We start from the raw sequence: 18259 nt of genomic DNA, 5'->3' as shown, positions 1-18259 counted from the left end.
CCCTTTGTTTTATTATCGATTTTAGCCAACAGTACAGGAATATACAATCTTTTTATATTAAATAACATGAAAAAAGTTCTTTATAAATATATAAAGAACTTGAATTATATAAATACAAATTAAAAAACCGACATAAAACCCCTCTTTTTAGGTGGGAGAGAGCATCTGGCCATGCATAGAAGCGGTCAGATCCTTTTCATGCCCCAGACATAGTGAAAACAAAGAGAGAAAACGAGTGCAGGTCACCTTTTGTGATCCATAGCCGCGGCTATATGTCGAAAAATCAAAATGGATTTATATATATATAAATATGAAAAGGAGAATTCACAATCAATTTTATTATCATTGTAACAATACCTTTATGAAGTTTTCACATCGAGACTTCCTCAAAATATGTTGGATCATGTATTGTAATTTTTTTACCGAGCATTGTAACAATACTATCATTTTTTAATTGTTTTAACACTCCACTAACTGTTTCACGAGACGTTCCAGATATTTTAGAAATTTCGATTGTTGTGAATGGACATGAAATTACAATTTCTTCTCCCTCTTGTTCTCCTAAATCGTTCATTAAATAGTTTAACGTCTGAATGACACGATCTTGTGCATTTGGAATTGTAATATTTTGTACACGACTTTCATTTGCTTTCAGTATAGAAGATAATTGGTGAACAGTGTATATAAGCTGTTTTCGGCTTGATTTAACCATGTCTTCAAAAATAATAGTAGGAATATAATATACATCTACGTCTGTCATTGCTACAGCCGTATAATCATATGCCTCATCTGTAAACATACCGCTATAAGGAAACATAGAAAATCGCTTTACATAGTCCTCATATAATAAATTTCCACTTTGATTGACTCGTTCTAATTTTACAAATCCATCTAACATAAAGTAAATTCGTTCCCTTGAATCACCTTCTAGAAATAAAAATTGACCCTTTTTATAGGTTCGCCAATAGATGAGTTCTGTTAGACTTTTCAATTTTTTATCTGTTAAATGAGTAAATAATTCAAATTGCTTCAAGTCTTCAACTACGTTTCGCCTTTTCATAAAACTCCCTCTTTCTATATATCGGAGTGAAACTTAAAGAAAGCGCCTTCAAAAATTATTTTATCATAATTAGTTTCCGAACCCCTTATTTACCCATGAATACTTTATGAACGTTAGTTATAGGAAAATAATTTGCACATAAAAAGAATGAAGCAAATCACTTCATTCTTTTTATACATATGGAAGGTAATAGTGATGGAAGATTTGTATTTTATACACAAACACATGCATCCTGCTTAGAAATAATAGTACCCGCATTTTCTTCTAATGCGTCATACACTTTTTCTAGTGAGGTAATAATCGTTTTTCGCTTTGGATCTGTATTAGCAAAGTTTATAGCAGCTTGAATTTTCGGGAGCATACTTCCTGCAGCAAATTGATTATCCTGCATATATTGTACTAATTCATCAACTGTAACAGCCTCTAATTTCTTTTGATCCGTTTTATTAAAGTTTATATAAACATTATCAACTGCAGTTAAGATAACAAGTGTATCGGCATCTACTAATTCAGCTAGTTTTTGAGCAGCAAAATCCTTATCAATAACAGCCTCAGTTCCTTTTAATCCCTCTTCTGATTCAATAACCGGGATTCCTCCGCCTCCAACAGCAATTACTATATCTCCATCCTCCACTAAAGAATTAATTATTTTATGCTCATGAATACTCACAGGCTTTGGTGATGGTACAACGCGTCTCCAACCACGTCCTGCATCTTCTTTAAATACCGCTTTTGTTTCTTCCATTAACTTTCTTGCTTCCTCTTCTGTATAAAAAGGTCCAATTGGTTTTGTTGGATTTTCGAATGCCTCATCCTTTTCATCTACAATAACGCGTGTTATAACCGTCGCAACATCTTTTTTTATTTTACGCTTTTTCAAAGCCTTTTCAATCGCATTTTCCATCCAATACCCAATCATTCCTTGGCTCATTGCACCACAAGTATCTAATGGCATTGCAGGTGTTTTTTCCGTATCCGCTGCTTTTTGTTGCAATAAAATGTTACCTACTTGCGGACCATTTCCGTGTGCAATAACAATATCCACATCATTTTCCATAATTTTAACAAGTTGTTCCGCTGTTTTTTCCAATGCTTCTTGTTGTGCTTGTGCAGTAGGATTTCCAGATTGTATAGCATTTCCTCCTAATGCAACTACGATTTTTCTCCGTTTCATACTTCATCCCTCCAATTGGTTTCATGTTTACAAGATCTTATAAGAGAAGACATCTTCCGTTAATTTAAAAAGTAATATTACCTGTAATCAATCCATAAATCGCAAAAAACGCTAACGCTCCAATGGCTACAGAGGAAGCAAGTTCAACACGAGTAAATATTTGTTTTGGATTCGTTTGTTTTTGAACATTGTAAAAGATGAAAATTCCTGGTGCATATAAGGTCATTGTTAATAATAAATAATCTAAACCAGCTGCATAAACTAACCAGATTCCATAAACACTCGCAACCAAACCAATTACTATATTCTTTGTTCGATCTTTTTCTTCAGATTGTAAACTATGCTTAAATTGATAGAATGCCGAAAAGGCATACGGAATTAAAATGGCAGAGGAAGCGAGAGAAAACGCAAAATTATATGCTTGATCTGAAACAACAAATGTTAGCAAGAAGACTTGAATTAAACCATTTGTTAACCATAAAGAATTTACAGGAGCTTTATTTTTATTTTCCTTCGCAAACCATTTCGGAAATACGCCGTCTTTAGCAGCTAAATACGGAATTTCAGATGCTAGTAAAGTCCACCCTAACCAGGCGCCTAATACTGAAATAACTAAACCTAGGTTAATAAAAATGGCTCCCCATTTCCCAACAACACTTTCAAATATATATGCCATTCCTGGGTTTTTCAGATTGGCAACATCAGCTTGCTGCATGATGCCTAGAGATAATAATGTAAGTAGGATATAAATAATGAGAGTACCAATTAATCCAATGACAGTCGCTTTTCCAACGTCGCTTCGGCTTTTTGCACGACTTGATAGGACAACGGCACCTTCTACTCCGATAAATACCCAAAGAGTTACAAGCATTGTACTCTTAACTTGGCTCCCTACTGATCCCCAGGAAAAAGTAGCTCCTTGTCCCCAAAATCCATCTAAGAAAATATCAATATGAAATGCAAAGATTCCTACAATAATAAACACAAAAACAGGGACTAATTTTGCTATCGTTGTTACTAAATTAACAAGTGCTGCTGATTGCACACCTCGTAAAATTAGCATATGAACACACCATAGTAATATACTCGCTCCAATAATCGAAGCTACATTTTGACCGCCTTCAAAGATTGGAAAAAAATAACCGAGTGATGAAAATAACAATGTACCGTAAGCTACGTTTCCAAGCCAAGCGGACAACCAATATCCCCATGCACTGTTAAAGCCCATAAAATTACCAAATCCTGCTTTTGCATAACTAAAAATGCCACCATCTAAATCTGGTCGTTTAACAGTTAAGTTTTGAAATGATAATCCAAGGGCGATCATACCAATACCTGTTATAATCCAACCAATAATAATGGCACCCGCGCCGGCACCTCTTGCCATATCACTGGCTAAGTTAAATGCTCCACCACCTATCATGGAACCAACAACAAGAGCCGTTAAAGTAAACAGTCCTAGTTTCTTTTCTTCACCCATTACACTCACCTCTCTTTTATAAGATAGGAATAGATAAAAATAGTGAATTATATAGTATAAGGGAGAATAAAGAAGGAAGATTCTCCTCCTTCTTTATTCCATATCTCCTAAAGTAGCTGCCATAACCGCTTTAATTGTATGCATTCTATTTTCTGCTTGATCAAATACTTTTGAATGCTCACTGCGGAATACTTCATCGCTTACTTCCATTTCTTTCAATCCATATCTCTCGTATGTTTCCTCTCCATACATCGTTTCTACATCATGAAATGCAGGTAAACAATGTAAGAAAATCACATTTTCATTTCCGGATTTTCTAAGCATTTTCATGTTTACTTGATACGGCTGAAGAAGTTCAATACGTTCAGCAAATTTATCTTCTTCCCCCATAGATACCCATACATCTGTATAGATAACGTCTGCACCTGCAACAGCTTCTTCGATGTTACTTGTTACCATCACGCGGTCATTATATTTTTTCGCTATATCAATTATTTCCTGTGCTGGCAATAATGATTCTGGGGAACAAATACGTACTTCCATTCCAACAATCGCTCCACCAACTAATAAACTATTGGCCACATTGTTACGTCCGTCTCCAACGTAAACCAGTTTGACGTTTTTCAAGTGTCCTACATGTTCTTTTATTGTTAACAGATCTGCAAGTGTTTGGGTTGGATGCCACATATCCGTTAAGCCATTCCATACTGGTACACCAGAATGTTCTGCTAGAGATTTCACTGTAGAATGCTCAAATCCCCGGAATTCAATACCATCAAACATGCGTCCTAAAACTTTTGCTGTATCTTCAACAGACTCTTTCTTTCCTAGCTGAATGTCATTTTTACCTAGATACTCAGGACTTGCACCTAAATCCGTACATGCTACTGTAAATGCACAGCGTGTACGAGTTGAAGTTTTTTCAAATAAGAGTGCAACATTTTTACCGGCTAAATAACGATGTGGGATGCCATTTTTCTTTTTTTCTTTTAATTCTGCTGCTAAATCAAGAAAGTATAACAACTCTTCTTCCGTAAAATCTTTTTCTGCAAGAAAACTTCTTCCTTTTAAGTTTGGTTTTGTCATTAACATAATTCATCCCTACCTTCTCTATTATTTGTACTAAATATCTTTTCGAACGATTGGCATACTCATACAACGTGGACCCCCACGACCGCGAGACAATTCAGAGCTTAATACTTCGATAACTTCTATACCATGCTCGCGTAATAAAGAATTTGATACATAATTGCGATCATATGTAACAACTACTCCCGGTGCAATTGCTAACGTATTAGACCCATCGCTCCATTGTTCACGAGCAGAAGCAATAACATCTCCTCCTCCGCAAGGAATGAGTACTAATTCACTTAAACCTAATACTTCTTTTAAAGCCTCAGTTAAAGATGTCCGGTGTGTAATTTTGAGAGTCTCTTCATCCTGTCCTTTTTCTAAAATATAAATATTCATATTTCCCTTCGGACCTTGAATAGCTGGATGAATCGTAAATTTGTCATAATCAACCATTGTAAATACTGTATCTAAGTGCATAAACGCACGACATTTTGGAATCTCTATTGCTAGTACCTTCTTAATTTTATCTTGACGACTAAATAAATTTTTTGCTAAGCGTTCGATTGCTTTGGCAGAAGTACGAGCGGATACTCCAATCGCAATTACTTCATCATTTAAGATAAGTTCGTCGCCACCTTCAATTGGAAACTTATGGTCACGATCTAACCAAACCGGCACATTATGACTTGCAAAACGTGGATGATATTTAATAATATATTCCATAAATAATGATTCACGTCTACGTGCTGGTTCTCTCATTTTGTTAATAGTTAAGCCGTCACCAATTGTCGCTGCTGGATCCCGAGTAAAATATAAATTCGGCATTGGATCCAAATAGAATGGATAATGATCCTCCATCAATTCGTAAAGGTGTGTTTTCTTACTGGTTTCAATTTCGCTTTTACGCACTCCACCCATAATTTTTTGAATCAATTCTTCATTTGAAAAGGAAAGTAAATATTCTTTTAAAGTTTGGTGTGCAACATTTACATCTGCTTGTCCTTCTTTTAAAATACGATCAACAAATTCTTCCCGAAGCTTTTTGTCAACTAACGCTTCAGCTGCTAGTTTCTCCAAATAAAGAACCTCAACACCTCGATTGCGTAATGTTTGTGCAAAATAATCATGTTCTTTTTGAATAATTGGTAAGTATGGGATATCATCAAATAATAATTGCTGTAAAAATTCTGGTGTCAAATTTTCAACTTCTTTACCAGGACGTTTTAGTAAAACCGTTTCTAACTCTCCAATTTCTGAAGTAACATGTATCGGATGTTTCATTTGTTGTACCTCCTTTTAAATTTGTTTGCTGCCTTACAATTACATAATAAACGGTATGTACATACGCATCCGTGAAAACGCTAACATTTTAAAGTGAAATATTTCACAGGTTATTTTTTTAATATATATATGTTCGTATTTTTATAAGTTATTTCACCTCATAAATGAAATAACAGCCGTATATTACGTATATTAAATGTATACTGGTTTACTATTTTATATTAAAATTTTATATTCTTTATAAAGTGAAACTTCAATCAGTGGGGGTTTTCTTCATCCCCTGCTGATTATTAGCCCTAACCAATCGGGCTTTCATGGGCAGTTTCCCCTTTGCTTTCTGCAGAAATTTGAGGTGGGGGTATTACTGCCCGCGAATAGCGGGATAAAAAAGACTGTTTCTAATTATAATTAGAAACAGTCTTCTCATTTACATAATCAACTTTATTCTCTCTTTCAAAATTTCCCTATCTGCTTTTGATTGAGAAATCACAAGACATGTATCATTTCCACATATACACCCTACTTTTTCTTTCCAGTTTAAAGAATCTAATAAAGCACCAATCACATGAGCATTACCTGGCATTGTTTTAATAATAGTTAGTTGATCTACATAATCGATCTTTACAACAACTTCTCTTAACTTTTTCTTTAACTGCATATCGACTTGTAGACTATCTTCTGTAAAAATCTTATATGTTACTATCCCTGTTGAAGAGGTTGCCTTTATTAAATTCAATTCATGAATATCTCGAGAAATAGTTGCTTGTGTAACTAATACCCCTTGCTCCTCTAACAACTCTAGCAATTTCTCTTGTGTATCTATTTCATACTCTCTCACCAATTGTTTAATTAACTGTTGTCTTTTCTCCTTTTTCATAAAAGACACCCTTTCAAATATTATAACTTTATTATATCTTGCTATAATTTTCATATAAAAGATACGAAGACAAATGTTACGGAAACGTTCATAGTTTTAAATATTTTTTATAACAAATTTATCTATAATCCATGAAATATTCTCTCCTGTACATAATTTTATTAAGATAACTTTCTAATAGAAGAAGAGGGCATCCCCAAAGTAATTCGATACTTTGAGAATACCCTCTTTTAAACTTCAATTATTTGCTTCGTCTTCGGCCTGCTAAAAGCAACCCAAAACTCATCATTACAAGAAGTGCTCCCATATATGGTTCTACAGGTAACTTCTGTCCTGTTTTTGGTAATTGTTTTTCAGGCTGTACTGGATCTGTTGTTCCAGGTTTTCCTGGTTCTTCTGTTCCTGGTCCTCCTGGTTCTTCCGTTCCTGATCCTCCTGGAAGCAATTTATTCAGAACTTCTAACTGAACTGGATTTACCATTCCTTTTTCAATTTTAACTGAAATCGGCTCTGTTAATTTTTCATATCCTGTTGGTGCCTCTACTTCCACAAGTGTGTAATCACCTGCAGGTAAATCTGAAATTGTTGCTTTTCCTGCTTTATCTGTTGTTACTTTTATGACTGTTTTTCCGTCTTGATCACGAACTTCAAACACAGCCCCAGGTAATACAGACTTGCTTTCAGCATTAACTTTTGTAATTTCGACAGAGCCTTTGTCTACCATTTCATTTTCTACTTTCAATGGTAAAACTTCTGTCATTCCTTTTTTAATTTCAAATGTTACTGGCTCTGTTAATTTCTTATAACCTGGTAAACTTTCTACTTCTACCAGCTTATACTTACCTACAGATAAATCAGAAATTGTTGCTCTTCCGTCTTCACTCGTTGTTACTTTTGTGATTTCAGTTCCTGCTTCATCTTGAACTGAAAACACTACACCTGCTAACAGTGATTTGTTATCTTTGTCCACTTTTGTAATTTCTACATTTCCTTTATCTAACAGTTCGTTTTCTACTTTCAATGATAGAACTTCTGTCATTCCTTTTTTGATTTCGAATGATACTGGTTCTGCTAGTTTCTTATAACCTGGTAAACTTTCTACTTCCACTAACTTGTACTTACCTACTATAACTATCCCATACAGATTACAAATGTATTCAAACATCAATCATTTAAGATAAAAACTTATTACCTTAGACTCTAAGCTTTACGGCCTACTCGTATACTCTTATCGGCAAGTCGTACATATATAAATACAAATTAAAAAACCGACATAAACCCCTTCTTTTTAGGTGGGAGAGAGCATCCGGCCATGCATAGAAGCGATCAGATCCTTTTCCTACCCCAGACACAGTGAAAACAAAGAGAGAAAACGAGTGCAGGTCACCTTTTGTTATCCATAGCCGCGGTTTATATGTTGAAAAATCAAAATGGATTTATATAGTAAAAAATGGGCCAACCTTTCCGGTATCCTCTGCATCTAAACAATGTTTTTTCGCAAAAAATAAAGGGTTTTGCCGTTTTATGACTAATAACAGAAATAAGGGGCAGCATTTGTAAAATACAATTTTGACTGGGGGATTGGTATGATTCAGGTTCAAAATCTAGTAAAATCATTTGGCTCACTAGACGTGTTAAAAGGCGTCAATTTAGAAGTAAAGGAAAAAGAAGTTGTTGTTTTAATCGGTGCCAGCGGTTCAGGGAAAAGTACTTTACTCCGCTGTCTCAATTTTTTAGAAATGTACGATGAAGGCGAAATACACTTACAAGGAAAGCGAATTGATCCAAAGCATACAAACTTAAATACAGTCCGCGAAAATGTTGGAATGGTATTTCAGCACTTTAACCTCTTTCCTCATATGACCTCATTAGAAAACATCATAGAAGCACCTATTCACGTTAAGAAACTAGAAAAAACAAAAGCTCGAGAAATTGGAAATGACTTATTAGAAAAAGTCGGCTTGCAAGATAAAGCGAACGTAACGCCACACCTTTTATCTGGTGGTCAAAAACAACGTGTCGCAATCGCAAGAGCACTTGCGATGAATCCAAAAATTATGCTGTTCGACGAGCCTACATCGGCTCTTGACCCCGAACTTGTTGGAGAAGTATTACAAGTTATGAAAGATCTAGCTCAAGAAGGAATGACAATGGTAATTGTTACGCATGAAATGAACTTTGCACGAGAGGTGGCGGATCGAGTCATTTTTATGGATGATGGACAAATTGTGGAAGATACAGCACCAGAACAATTTTTTTCAGCACCCTCAAATGAACGAGCAAAACAGTTTTTACGAAACATTTTATAAAACGCAACTTCCATTAACACGTTTCTTCATTCGCCGCTGATGGTCAGTTGAACGATTTAAACGCTTACGGGCAGATTAGCCTCCCCGCCCATAGAAATTTTTCCATAGCATCTTGAAAATACGGCCTTACTGCCCGTATGTGCAGGATAAATATAGAGGAGGGGCTTTATGAAAAAGAAAATGTTTACTGTTTTTGCAGCGATTACGTTATGCACATCTTTAATACTGGGAGCCTGTAGTAAGGAAAGTAGCTCAACTTCGACAAGTGGAGAGAAAGAATTTCGCTATGCAATGAGTGGTTTATATAAACCTTTTAATTATAAAGAAAATGACGGAAAACTCGTCGGCTTTGATGTTGAAATCGGTGAAGCACTTGCCAAAAAAATGGGCATGAAACCTGTTCCTGTTACAAATCCTTGGGAAACATTAATTCAAGGACTGAAAGCAAAAAAATATGATGTAATTTTAGGAAGTATGGCGATTACAGAAGAGCGCTTAAAAGCCGTTAACTTTACGAATCCATATTATCGCTCTGGCGCCCAAATTTTCGTTGCCAAAAAGAACAATGCTATCTCTTCAGCAGAAGATCTAAAAGGGAAAAAAATTGGTGTTGTAAAAGCAAGCACATTTAAAGCACTTGTTGAAAAGCATACAGATCAAATTACAGAATACGACAGCGATATTACGGCTCTTATGGACTTAGAGCCAGGTCGTGTAGATGCTGTTATTACCGATCAAATGGTAGGTCTTCGCATGATAAAAGAGGGAAAATCCAATATAAAAGAAGCCGGCAAACCGTTGAACCTTGATGAAATGGGTATTGCGGTTCGCAAAGATGATAAAGAAATGGTGAAGAAAGTTAACAAAGCATTAGATGAAATCGTTAAAGATGGCACATATGAAAAAATTAGTAAAAAATGGTTTGGTCGTAATATTCTTGGGGAAGAAGCTCAGACGAAATAAAGTGAAACTTTGATCAGTAGGGGTTTTCTCCATCCCGACTGATCATTAGTTGAACGAATCGGGCTTTTACAGGCAGTTTATTCCCCACCTAACTTCTTTGCTTTTTGCTGAACTTTGAGGTGAGGGTATTACTGCCTGTTAATGCGGGATAAAGTGACACAATCCTTTTAATAACTTGAAAGTGCTTATATCACTTAGTCTTTATTACCCTTAAAAAGAATGATCTATGTTTACTCAATAAGCGATGCCCCACCTGACCCGTGGGGCATTTACATCTATTTACTAAAATATAATTTATTTAAATTGAGGTGACCGTAATGATTGAAATCTTTGTATCTACGTATCCAACCTTTCTAAAAGCAGTAGTCCTTACACTGCAATTAACATTAACTTCACTGCTTCTTGGTTCGTTAATTGGACTTCTATTTGCCTTCTTTCGTATTTCAAATAATAAAGTGCTCAATAGCATTGCAAATGTGTATATCGCGGTTATCCGTGGCACACCACTTATTGTTCAAATCGCTATCCTTTACTTTGGTATTACATCTGTTATCGTCTTCTCACCATTTTGGGCAGGTGCCATTGCCTTAGCGATTCATAACGGTGCATATATTACAGAAATTTTTCGTGGCTCCATTCAATCCGTCGACCGAGGGCAATTAGAGGCAGCACGTTCTTTAGGAATGTCCTACCCACTCGCTATGCGTCGCATCATTTTGCCACAAGCTTTACGCTTTTCTATCCCGCCGCTTGGCAACCAATTTATTATTGGTTTAAAAGATTCCTCGCTTGTCGCATACGTAGGAATGCCTGAATTATGGGGCTCTGGTCTCTCGATAGCTGCTGGTAATTTCCAACAATTAGAAACGTATATTGTTGTCGGTACCTATTACCTTGCACTCGTACTTTTGTTTACGTATCTCGTAAACAAATTAGAAAAACGACTACAGCGTAAACAAAATAATTCCACGCAAGTCAATACGAAGAAAGAAAAAGCAGTTTCTTTCTAAAAATAAAAAGCAAGCTACTTTTTCTGTAGCTTGCTTTTATTTTATAGGATTTCTAGACTATTATTTAGTAATCATTGATTCACTTTTTTAACAGCTTCCTGTTCTTCAATGTGTTCCTGACGATAGGAAATATTATGAGGGTCTAACCCATTCCCTAAAGAACCGTAGAAATGTTCTCTATGAGGATCAATTAATTCACTACCTTGATAGTACACACGAGGCGTGTTCCAAAGCGCTACCATTGCTTTCGTCATTGGCATTTCATGATAACGCTCCGGCCACATTTCTTTAATCTTCTCTTTTACTAACGGATAATATTTTGAACTCATAGCAGGGAACAAATGATGTTCTGTATGATATGAGAAATTGAAATGTAAAACGTCAACCCAGCGCGGCACTGTTACAGATAAACAGTTAGCTAGTGGATCATTCACAGGAACGATTGGATTTAAGCGATGATTTGTTGCAATATATCCCATTACGATAAAGTTTGCGATGAATAATGGAATGATATAAGCAAAAAACCACTTCCCAGGACCCATAATAAATAGTAAACTAATCCACACTGTCCACGGCAAAAGAAGTTGAAGCCATACGGATTTTTGATTCGATGACTTAAATTCTTTTATAAAATGAAAGAACATCCGCGTTGAATGCAATGTAAATTGAATTGTTAGAGACAGAAAACTAAAGAAAGAACGCACATGCAATGGCAAATGATATACCCAGCTCAAAAATTTACTCTTCTTTAACTTTTCAAACGTCGGCCAAGCATCAGGATCATTCTCTTCATGTTGCGTATGCACATGGTGAGTTGCATTATGCCACTTTCTCCATAATTTTGGACCAGTAGACAACGGCATAAATGCAATCGCTCCTAAAAAGTCGCGAAGCCAAGCTTTTCTCACAACTGTACCATGCAAAATTTCATGTCCTAAAAAGCCAAGTGAAGCAAAGCATAACCCAAGAACAATTGCAATCCCGAGATTTGCCCACACATTTAAATCGAATAAACCAATCGTTACTAATCCAGCTACTGCCACAAGTAAATAAGCCAGTCCACCAAACAGACGGGTTGGAACTGGTTTAAATGCTTTTTTTGGCAAATGCGGCGATACACGTGCTGCATACCATCCAAACGTATGAAGCTCCTTCATCCTTTTGCCCCTTTCTTATGCCGAGCTTACTCAACTTGCATAAATCAATTCTTGTTTCCAGATTGATAACACTACGTACTTACAAAAAGCATTTATAATAAGTAAATCATACTCACTCTATTGTCACTCATTTTTGCTTTTATTATCAATGAAAAACATTTCTCTTTTTACTCTTTATCAACCTTTCCACATGATGAATCATATCAATAGACTTTCCATATTGTCAATAACTTTTATGACCTAGTAATAAAATGTGGTTATATTTTTATAATTACTTTGTATTCCACCAAAGGAAAAACGTAGATTTTATGGGCATCTATCCACTCTATATATAAATAATTACACATACAATAAAGCCACCCTTACTTAAGAATACCTTATATATGAATATGAATTCCGCTTTATAAAATTGAATATTCCCAAAATGCATTTATAAAATACAAAACATTTTTTATTATATTAAAATAATTTTTCGTTTGAAAAAACATTTTAATATTTTTAGCATTTTCAAAAGATTCTTCATGAATTCCTTTTATGCAAATCAAACCCTTTCCTTCTCCTGAACTAAGAACAATATACATAAATTCTATATTAATTGGAAAAATTAAGTAACACATTGATCTAAACTAGGAGGATTATACTTATGGAAACACATTCATTTCCCCAATTCCCGGAACCGTACTGGCGAGATTCTACTACACTGCCTACTTTTCCTAAGCTATCAGAAAATATAAGAACAGAAGTTGCGATTATCGGCGGAGGAATTACAGGAATTACTACCGCTTATTTGCTTGCAAAAGAAGGTATGAATGTTACTTTAATTGACTCTGGAAACATTTTGAATGGAACAACGGGACATACAACCGCAAAAATTACAGCGCAACACGATCTCATTTATGATGAGCTTATGAATCACTTTGGAGCCGATAAGGCCCGTTTATACTATGAAGCAAATGACGAAGCACTACAATTTATAAAAAAAACTGTGCAAACTCATAATATTGATTGTGACTTCACCGAAGAAGATGCCTACTTATATACAAACGATACAGAGAACCTTCGAAAGTTGACAAAAGAATACGAAGCTTATAAAAAACTAAATATCCCTTGTGAATACGTCGAATCTATTTCCCTCCCTGTCCCAATTCAAGCAGCACTTGTGATGAAAAAACAAGCACAATTCCATCCACTTCGCTATTTAAAAAGTCTTGTAGAGCAATTTATTGAAGCTGGTGGAATTATCTATGAGCAAACAACCGCAATCGATGTAGAGAAAGGATTTTATCCACAAGTTATTACAAAAGATGGTCATCGCATCACGTGTGGGTATATAGTCTCTTGTTCACATTTCCCATTTTATGATGCAAACAGCTTTTTCTTTGCGAGAATGTATGCCGAACGCTCCTATGTTCTCGCAATAAAAGCAAAACAAGACTATCCCGGGGGCATGTACTTAAACATTGATAATCCAAAGCGTTCCGTACGCTACACAACAGTGGATGGGGAAAAACTCATTCTTATTGGCGGAGAAAGTCATAAAACGGGGCAAGGAATTAACACAATGCTGCACTATGAAGCACTGCACTCTTTTGCAGAAGACACATTTGGAGTAGATGAAATTCCTTACAGATGGTCAGCACAGGACTTAATCACACTAGATAAACTTCCTTACATCGGCCATATCAATGAAAACAGCCCAAACATATTCGTCGCAACAGGTTACCGAAAATGGGGCATGACAACTGGAACAGCTGCAGCACTACTACTGAAAGCTTCCATTACAAAAGTAGATAGCCCTTACAAAGAACTATTTGCTCCGTCACGATTCCATGCAGATCCAGATATTAAAACATTTGTTTCTCAAAACCTGGATGTCGCAAAACATTTGATTGAAGGCAAATTAGAATTTGCTCTTCGCAAACCAGAAGACCTAGAAAATGGCGAAGGTGCTGTTGTAAGAGTACATGGAAAGCGTGCTGGTGCTTATAAAGATGATGATGGAAAACTACACATCGTCGACACGACTTGTACGCATCTTGGCTGTGAGGTGGAATGGAATGGCGGTGATTGCACGTGGGATTGTCCTTGTCATGGATCACGATTTTCGATTGATGGCGATGTGATTGAGGGGCCAGCGGATAAAAATTTAAAAAAAATAGAATAGAAAACAAGTTATCCTCTTCATATTTGTGAAGAGGATAACTTGTTTTAACATTAAACAATATAAACGCCAGCCCTTATAAAACTATTTCTTTTTCGTGATAAAATGAGAATAAAATTACCAATAAATTATATTATTTTCAACTAGGGAGATAGGTATGGACAATCTTAAGAGCGTTTTTGAAGAATTAAAGAAACAAAAAAAAGATTACCCTGAAAACAATATTGAACACCCTTTAGCTCCTACTGAATACATTGATTCACTTATTCATTATATAGCTAAACAAACAGGAGATAAGTTTGAACAATTATATACAAGTTCCAATATAGATGAGATTTTAAATTTAACTTCTAAAATTACTGAAATTATACATCCACACACGGAAAGTTTACATTTACCATTGTCATCTATTTTATATCGTCACGACGATAAGCAACTTCCAATTAATAAAGAGCTCTATTTATCAAAACTTGATTTCATTTCGAATGATCAAAAAGAAAATCAAAACTTCTTTAAATCTTTAAAATTTGAAATACTCACCTCAGATTCTATTGATTTTATGGTAAGTTTTATTCGCTGGTCTGGACTCCAGTTGTTGATTAAACCTTTACAAGAATTAGAAAGACAAGGTAAAAAGGTTCGCATACTAACTTCATTTTATTTAAATATTACTGAAGCTAAAGCTTTAAAAAAATTACTAGAATTTTCTAATGTAGAAGTCAAAATTTTTGATTCTGGTCATGATTCATTTCATACAAAAGCTTATTTATTTCATAGATGTTCAAATCTAAATACAATTATTATAGGCTCTTCTAATTTATCACAAGCTGCTTTAAAATCTGGACATGAATGGAATGTTAAAATTCCAGATACAACATACCTTCCAATTTATCACAAAGCAAAGAAGAGTTTTAACCTCATGTGGGATAGCTCACATGCTGTACCTTTAAATAATGACCTACTCTCAAAATATGAAGCATTTTTACAGAATAGAAAAACCGATCTATCCGGTTCTTTTAATATTTCAAAGGTCGCTGAGCAACAAAATGAATATACTCATACCGGTATATCTCCTAATAACATGCAAAAGAATGCATTACATGCTCTTTCCCAAACTAGGAAATCTGGAAAAACTAAAGGAGTGGTTATTGCGGCAACTGGAACCGGAAAAACTTACTTATCTGCCTTTGATGTAAAAAATTTTAATCCGAAACGAATTTTATTTTTAGCCCATAGAGAAGAGTTACTTCAAAGCGCAAAACATACTTTTGAAAAAGTATTTGGAAATGCAGCTCGGTGTGGTTTATTAACAGGAACTAAAAAGGAATTTGATAGCCCTTTTTTATTTTCAACTGTTCAAACACTATCTAGTGATGAAACACTTAGCAATTTTTCTCGGAACTCATTTGATTACATTATTGTAGATGAGTTTCATCATGCCGAGGCACAAACATATCGTAAAATATTAGACTATTTTAATCCTGACTTTTTACTAGGATTAACTGCAACACCAGAACGTTTAGATGGTAAAGATGTATTGGCAATCTGTGACCATAATGTTGTTTATGAAATCCGATTAAGAGATGCACTTGAAGCAGAACTACTAGCTCCTTTTCATTATTTCGGTGTATCTGATGACACAATAAATTATAATGATATCTCTCTTACCAATGGATTGTATAATGAAAACCTACTTGTAAGAGCTTTAAAAAATGAAGAACGTGTAGACTATATCATTAACATGATGAACTTATATGGATACAGCGGAAATAGCCTTATATGCTTAGGTTTCTGCACCAACATAGATCATGCCAAATATATGAGTGAAGAATTTAATAAGCGAGGATATTATACTACTTACTTAACTGGCAATGATTCCCCAGATACACGCCGTCAAGTAATCGAAAGATTAGAAGATGAAACAGATATGCTTCAAATCATATTTACAGTAGATATTTTTAATGAGGGTATTGATATTCCAAAATTAAATATGGTGCTATTTCTCCGCCCGACAGAATCACCAACTATTTTCATTCAACAATTGGGGCGTGGTTTACGTAAAAGCGATAATAAAGAATTTGTTACAATACTTGATTTTATCGGTAATCATCAAAAATCATTCATTGTTCCTCTTGCTTTATCAGGCCAGCATAATCATAAAGCATTTGACAAAGACAGCCTTCGAATTGCTGTTCAACAAGAATTTGCAGATTTACCCGGCGGTTCATATGTCGACTTAGACATTATTACTCAAAAAAGAATATTAGATAAAATAGATAGTATTCGCATGGATGCAATTGCTATGTTAAAAGATATTTACAATCAGTTTAAAAAAGACATCGGTCGTTCACCTAGCATTGCTGATTTTTTATATATTGAAGAAGCACCAAACTTACAGTTCTTTATTAACAAATTTAAATCATGGTTAAAAACAAAAGAGAAGATGAATGATCTAACGAGTGAAGATCAAAAACTATTACAAAACAACTATGCTATAGAAATTTGTGAACGGCTAGAAAATATGTATCCACTTAAATGGCCTTATGAATTTATTATATTGGGACTTGCATTAAAACAAAATTGTATTGCTATTACTGATGTATTAAAAGAATTAGAAAACCAATTTAATGTAGCTACCAATTGTGAAACGCACAAAGATCTTATCTTAAGGGCCATGTCAAAACTAACTGAACCCTACCAAAAACAAAAGTGGAGTTTTGGACATATAAAAAATGAAACATTCATTATTCCTTTAGAACTACAATCTATTCTAAAAGAAAATAAAACCGCGATTCAAGAAAGAATTGAGTATGGATTAATTGAATATCGTCGTACTTATCAACCAACCCAATTTCTTCAACAAGGAGAGCGTTTAATACGTTATCAAAATTATACAAGAAATGATTTGATCTTCTTATTTAACGCTGCGGTTCAAGAAGGAACTTGGCGTGAAGGTGTTAGTAGAGTCCATAATCATTATTTATTATTTATCAACTTAAATAAAGATGAAAAAATCGAAGATCATCTACATTATCACGACTATTTTATTGATCCTGGTCATTTCCACTGGCAAAGTCAAAATCAAACAAGTCATGGTTCAGAACGCGGTAAAGATTACATCTACCATAAAGAAAAAGATATTCACATCCATTTATTTGTTCGAAAGTTTAACCAAATGCATGGGATGACGCTTCCATTTGTATACTTAGGTAAAGTAGATTACGTAAGTAGCCATAATGATAAACCTATGAACATTAAATGGAAACTGCACCACCCCGTGCCAAATAATTTATTTACCGACTTTATCCGATAATAATTTATCAACTGTTGGAATATCAGCAGGAGCCCACTCTAAAGTTTTGAGCTCGTCAAGGCTTAACCATTCTAGCTTGGCGTGCTCTCTTGCTGTTGGATTACCTTCAGTAATCTTTGCTTCATACGTTAATAAATTCACAATTATGTTAGGGTACTCATGCATCACTTCTTCAACAAAACCATGAACTTCAATTGTGCAATCTAACTCTTCTTGGATTTCTCTCACTAAAGTTTGTTGTGGTGACTCTCCTTCTTCAATCTTACCACCTGGAAATTCCCATAAGTTAGGTAAAGACATCTCTGAAGATCGTAAAGCACATAAGATAAGTCCCTCTTCATTTCGAATAATAGCTCCTACAACTTTAACTTGTTTCATTTTATTACTCCTCATTATATAT

At 34.9% G+C, this 18259-nt stretch carries 13 protein-coding genes and 1 pseudogene; 5 read left to right on the top strand and 9 right to left on the bottom strand.

Annotated features, from left to right (window positions below; genetic code table 11):
* Positions 1–370 precede the first annotated feature (370 nt).
* The 7 genes and pseudogenes from QUF99_RS05805 to QUF99_RS05775 form a co-directional block, all read right to left on the bottom strand.
* A complete protein-coding gene (locus QUF99_RS05805) occupies positions 371–1060 on the bottom strand; it encodes a Crp/Fnr family transcriptional regulator (protein WP_289369000.1) in 690 nt (229 codons plus the stop codon).
* A 211-nt stretch (positions 1061–1271) separates the two neighbouring features.
* Positions 1272–2234, bottom strand: a complete 963-nt coding sequence (gene arcC / locus QUF99_RS05800) for a carbamate kinase (protein WP_289368999.1) — start codon at positions 2232–2234, stop codon at positions 1272–1274.
* Positions 2235–2298: 64 nt separating this feature from the next.
* On the bottom strand, positions 2299–3714 hold the full coding sequence (gene arcD / locus QUF99_RS05795; protein ID WP_289368997.1) for an arginine-ornithine antiporter: 1416 nt from the start codon (positions 3712–3714) through the stop codon (positions 2299–2301).
* A gap of 93 nt (positions 3715–3807) precedes the next feature.
* Complete coding sequence (gene argF / locus QUF99_RS05790) at positions 3808–4806, bottom strand: ornithine carbamoyltransferase (RefSeq protein ID WP_289368996.1); 999 nt, start codon at positions 4804–4806, stop codon at positions 3808–3810.
* Between the two features lie 30 nt (positions 4807–4836).
* On the bottom strand, positions 4837–6069 hold the full coding sequence (arcA, locus tag QUF99_RS05785; protein ID WP_289368995.1) for an arginine deiminase: 1233 nt from the start codon (positions 6067–6069) through the stop codon (positions 4837–4839).
* A 427-nt stretch (positions 6070–6496) separates the two neighbouring features.
* On the bottom strand, positions 6497–6946 hold the full coding sequence (argR, locus tag QUF99_RS05780) for an arginine repressor (protein WP_289368993.1): 450 nt from the start codon (positions 6944–6946) through the stop codon (positions 6497–6499).
* 241 nt (positions 6947–7187) lie between these two features.
* A pseudogene (locus QUF99_RS05775) lies at positions 7188–8072 on the bottom strand (MSCRAMM family protein); the annotation flags it as partial.
* 460 nt (positions 8073–8532) lie between these two features.
* Between QUF99_RS05775 and QUF99_RS05770 the strand changes: the two are divergent.
* The 3 genes from QUF99_RS05770 (at position 8533) to QUF99_RS05760 (ending at position 11228) form a co-directional block, all read left to right on the top strand.
* Entirely contained in the window at positions 8533–9255 is a 723-nt protein-coding gene (locus tag QUF99_RS05770; RefSeq protein WP_289368992.1) for an amino acid ABC transporter ATP-binding protein, read from the top strand.
* 168 nt (positions 9256–9423) lie between these two features.
* Entirely contained in the window at positions 9424–10218 is a 795-nt protein-coding gene (locus QUF99_RS05765; protein WP_289368991.1) for an ABC transporter substrate-binding protein, read from the top strand.
* 317 nt (positions 10219–10535) lie between these two features.
* The gene (locus tag QUF99_RS05760) at positions 10536–11228 is read left to right on the top strand and encodes an amino acid ABC transporter permease (RefSeq protein WP_289368990.1); all 693 of its coding nucleotides are present in this window, start codon (positions 10536–10538) and stop codon (positions 11226–11228) included.
* 71 nt (positions 11229–11299) lie between these two features.
* Here the strand turns inward: QUF99_RS05760 and desB are convergent, their stop codons facing one another.
* Positions 11300–12385 (bottom strand): Delta(10) desaturase DesB, encoded by a 1086-nt coding sequence (desB, locus tag QUF99_RS05755; protein ID WP_289368989.1) that lies wholly within the window; start codon positions 12383–12385, stop codon positions 11300–11302.
* A 643-nt stretch (positions 12386–13028) separates the two neighbouring features.
* Here desB and QUF99_RS05750 point away from each other — a divergent pair.
* Together QUF99_RS05750 and QUF99_RS05745 are read left to right on the top strand one after the other, a co-directional pair.
* Positions 13029–14549 carry an FAD-dependent oxidoreductase gene (locus QUF99_RS05750; protein ID WP_289368988.1) on the top strand — a complete coding sequence of 507 codons (1521 nt, stop codon included), beginning with the start codon at positions 13029–13031 and terminating at the stop codon, positions 14547–14549.
* Between the two features lie 154 nt (positions 14550–14703).
* Positions 14704–17859, top strand: coding sequence for a DUF3427 domain-containing protein (locus QUF99_RS05745; RefSeq protein ID WP_289368987.1), 3156 nt, complete (start codon positions 14704–14706; stop codon positions 17857–17859).
* On the opposite strand, the gene QUF99_RS05740 is transcribed toward QUF99_RS05745, so the two are convergent.
* Positions 17836–18237: a (deoxy)nucleoside triphosphate pyrophosphohydrolase gene (locus QUF99_RS05740; RefSeq protein WP_289368986.1), complete on the bottom strand. Its 402-nt coding sequence runs from the start codon at positions 18235–18237 to the stop codon at positions 17836–17838. The two genes, QUF99_RS05745 and QUF99_RS05740, sit on opposite strands and share 24 nt — an antisense overlap.
* Positions 18238–18259 lie beyond the last annotated feature (22 nt).

The organism is Bacillus sp. DX4.1, from assembly GCF_030348195.1.
Classification (GTDB): Bacteria; Bacillota; Bacilli; order Bacillales; family Bacillaceae_G; genus Bacillus_A.
This window is presented reverse-complemented; position numbering and strand designations above follow the sequence as displayed.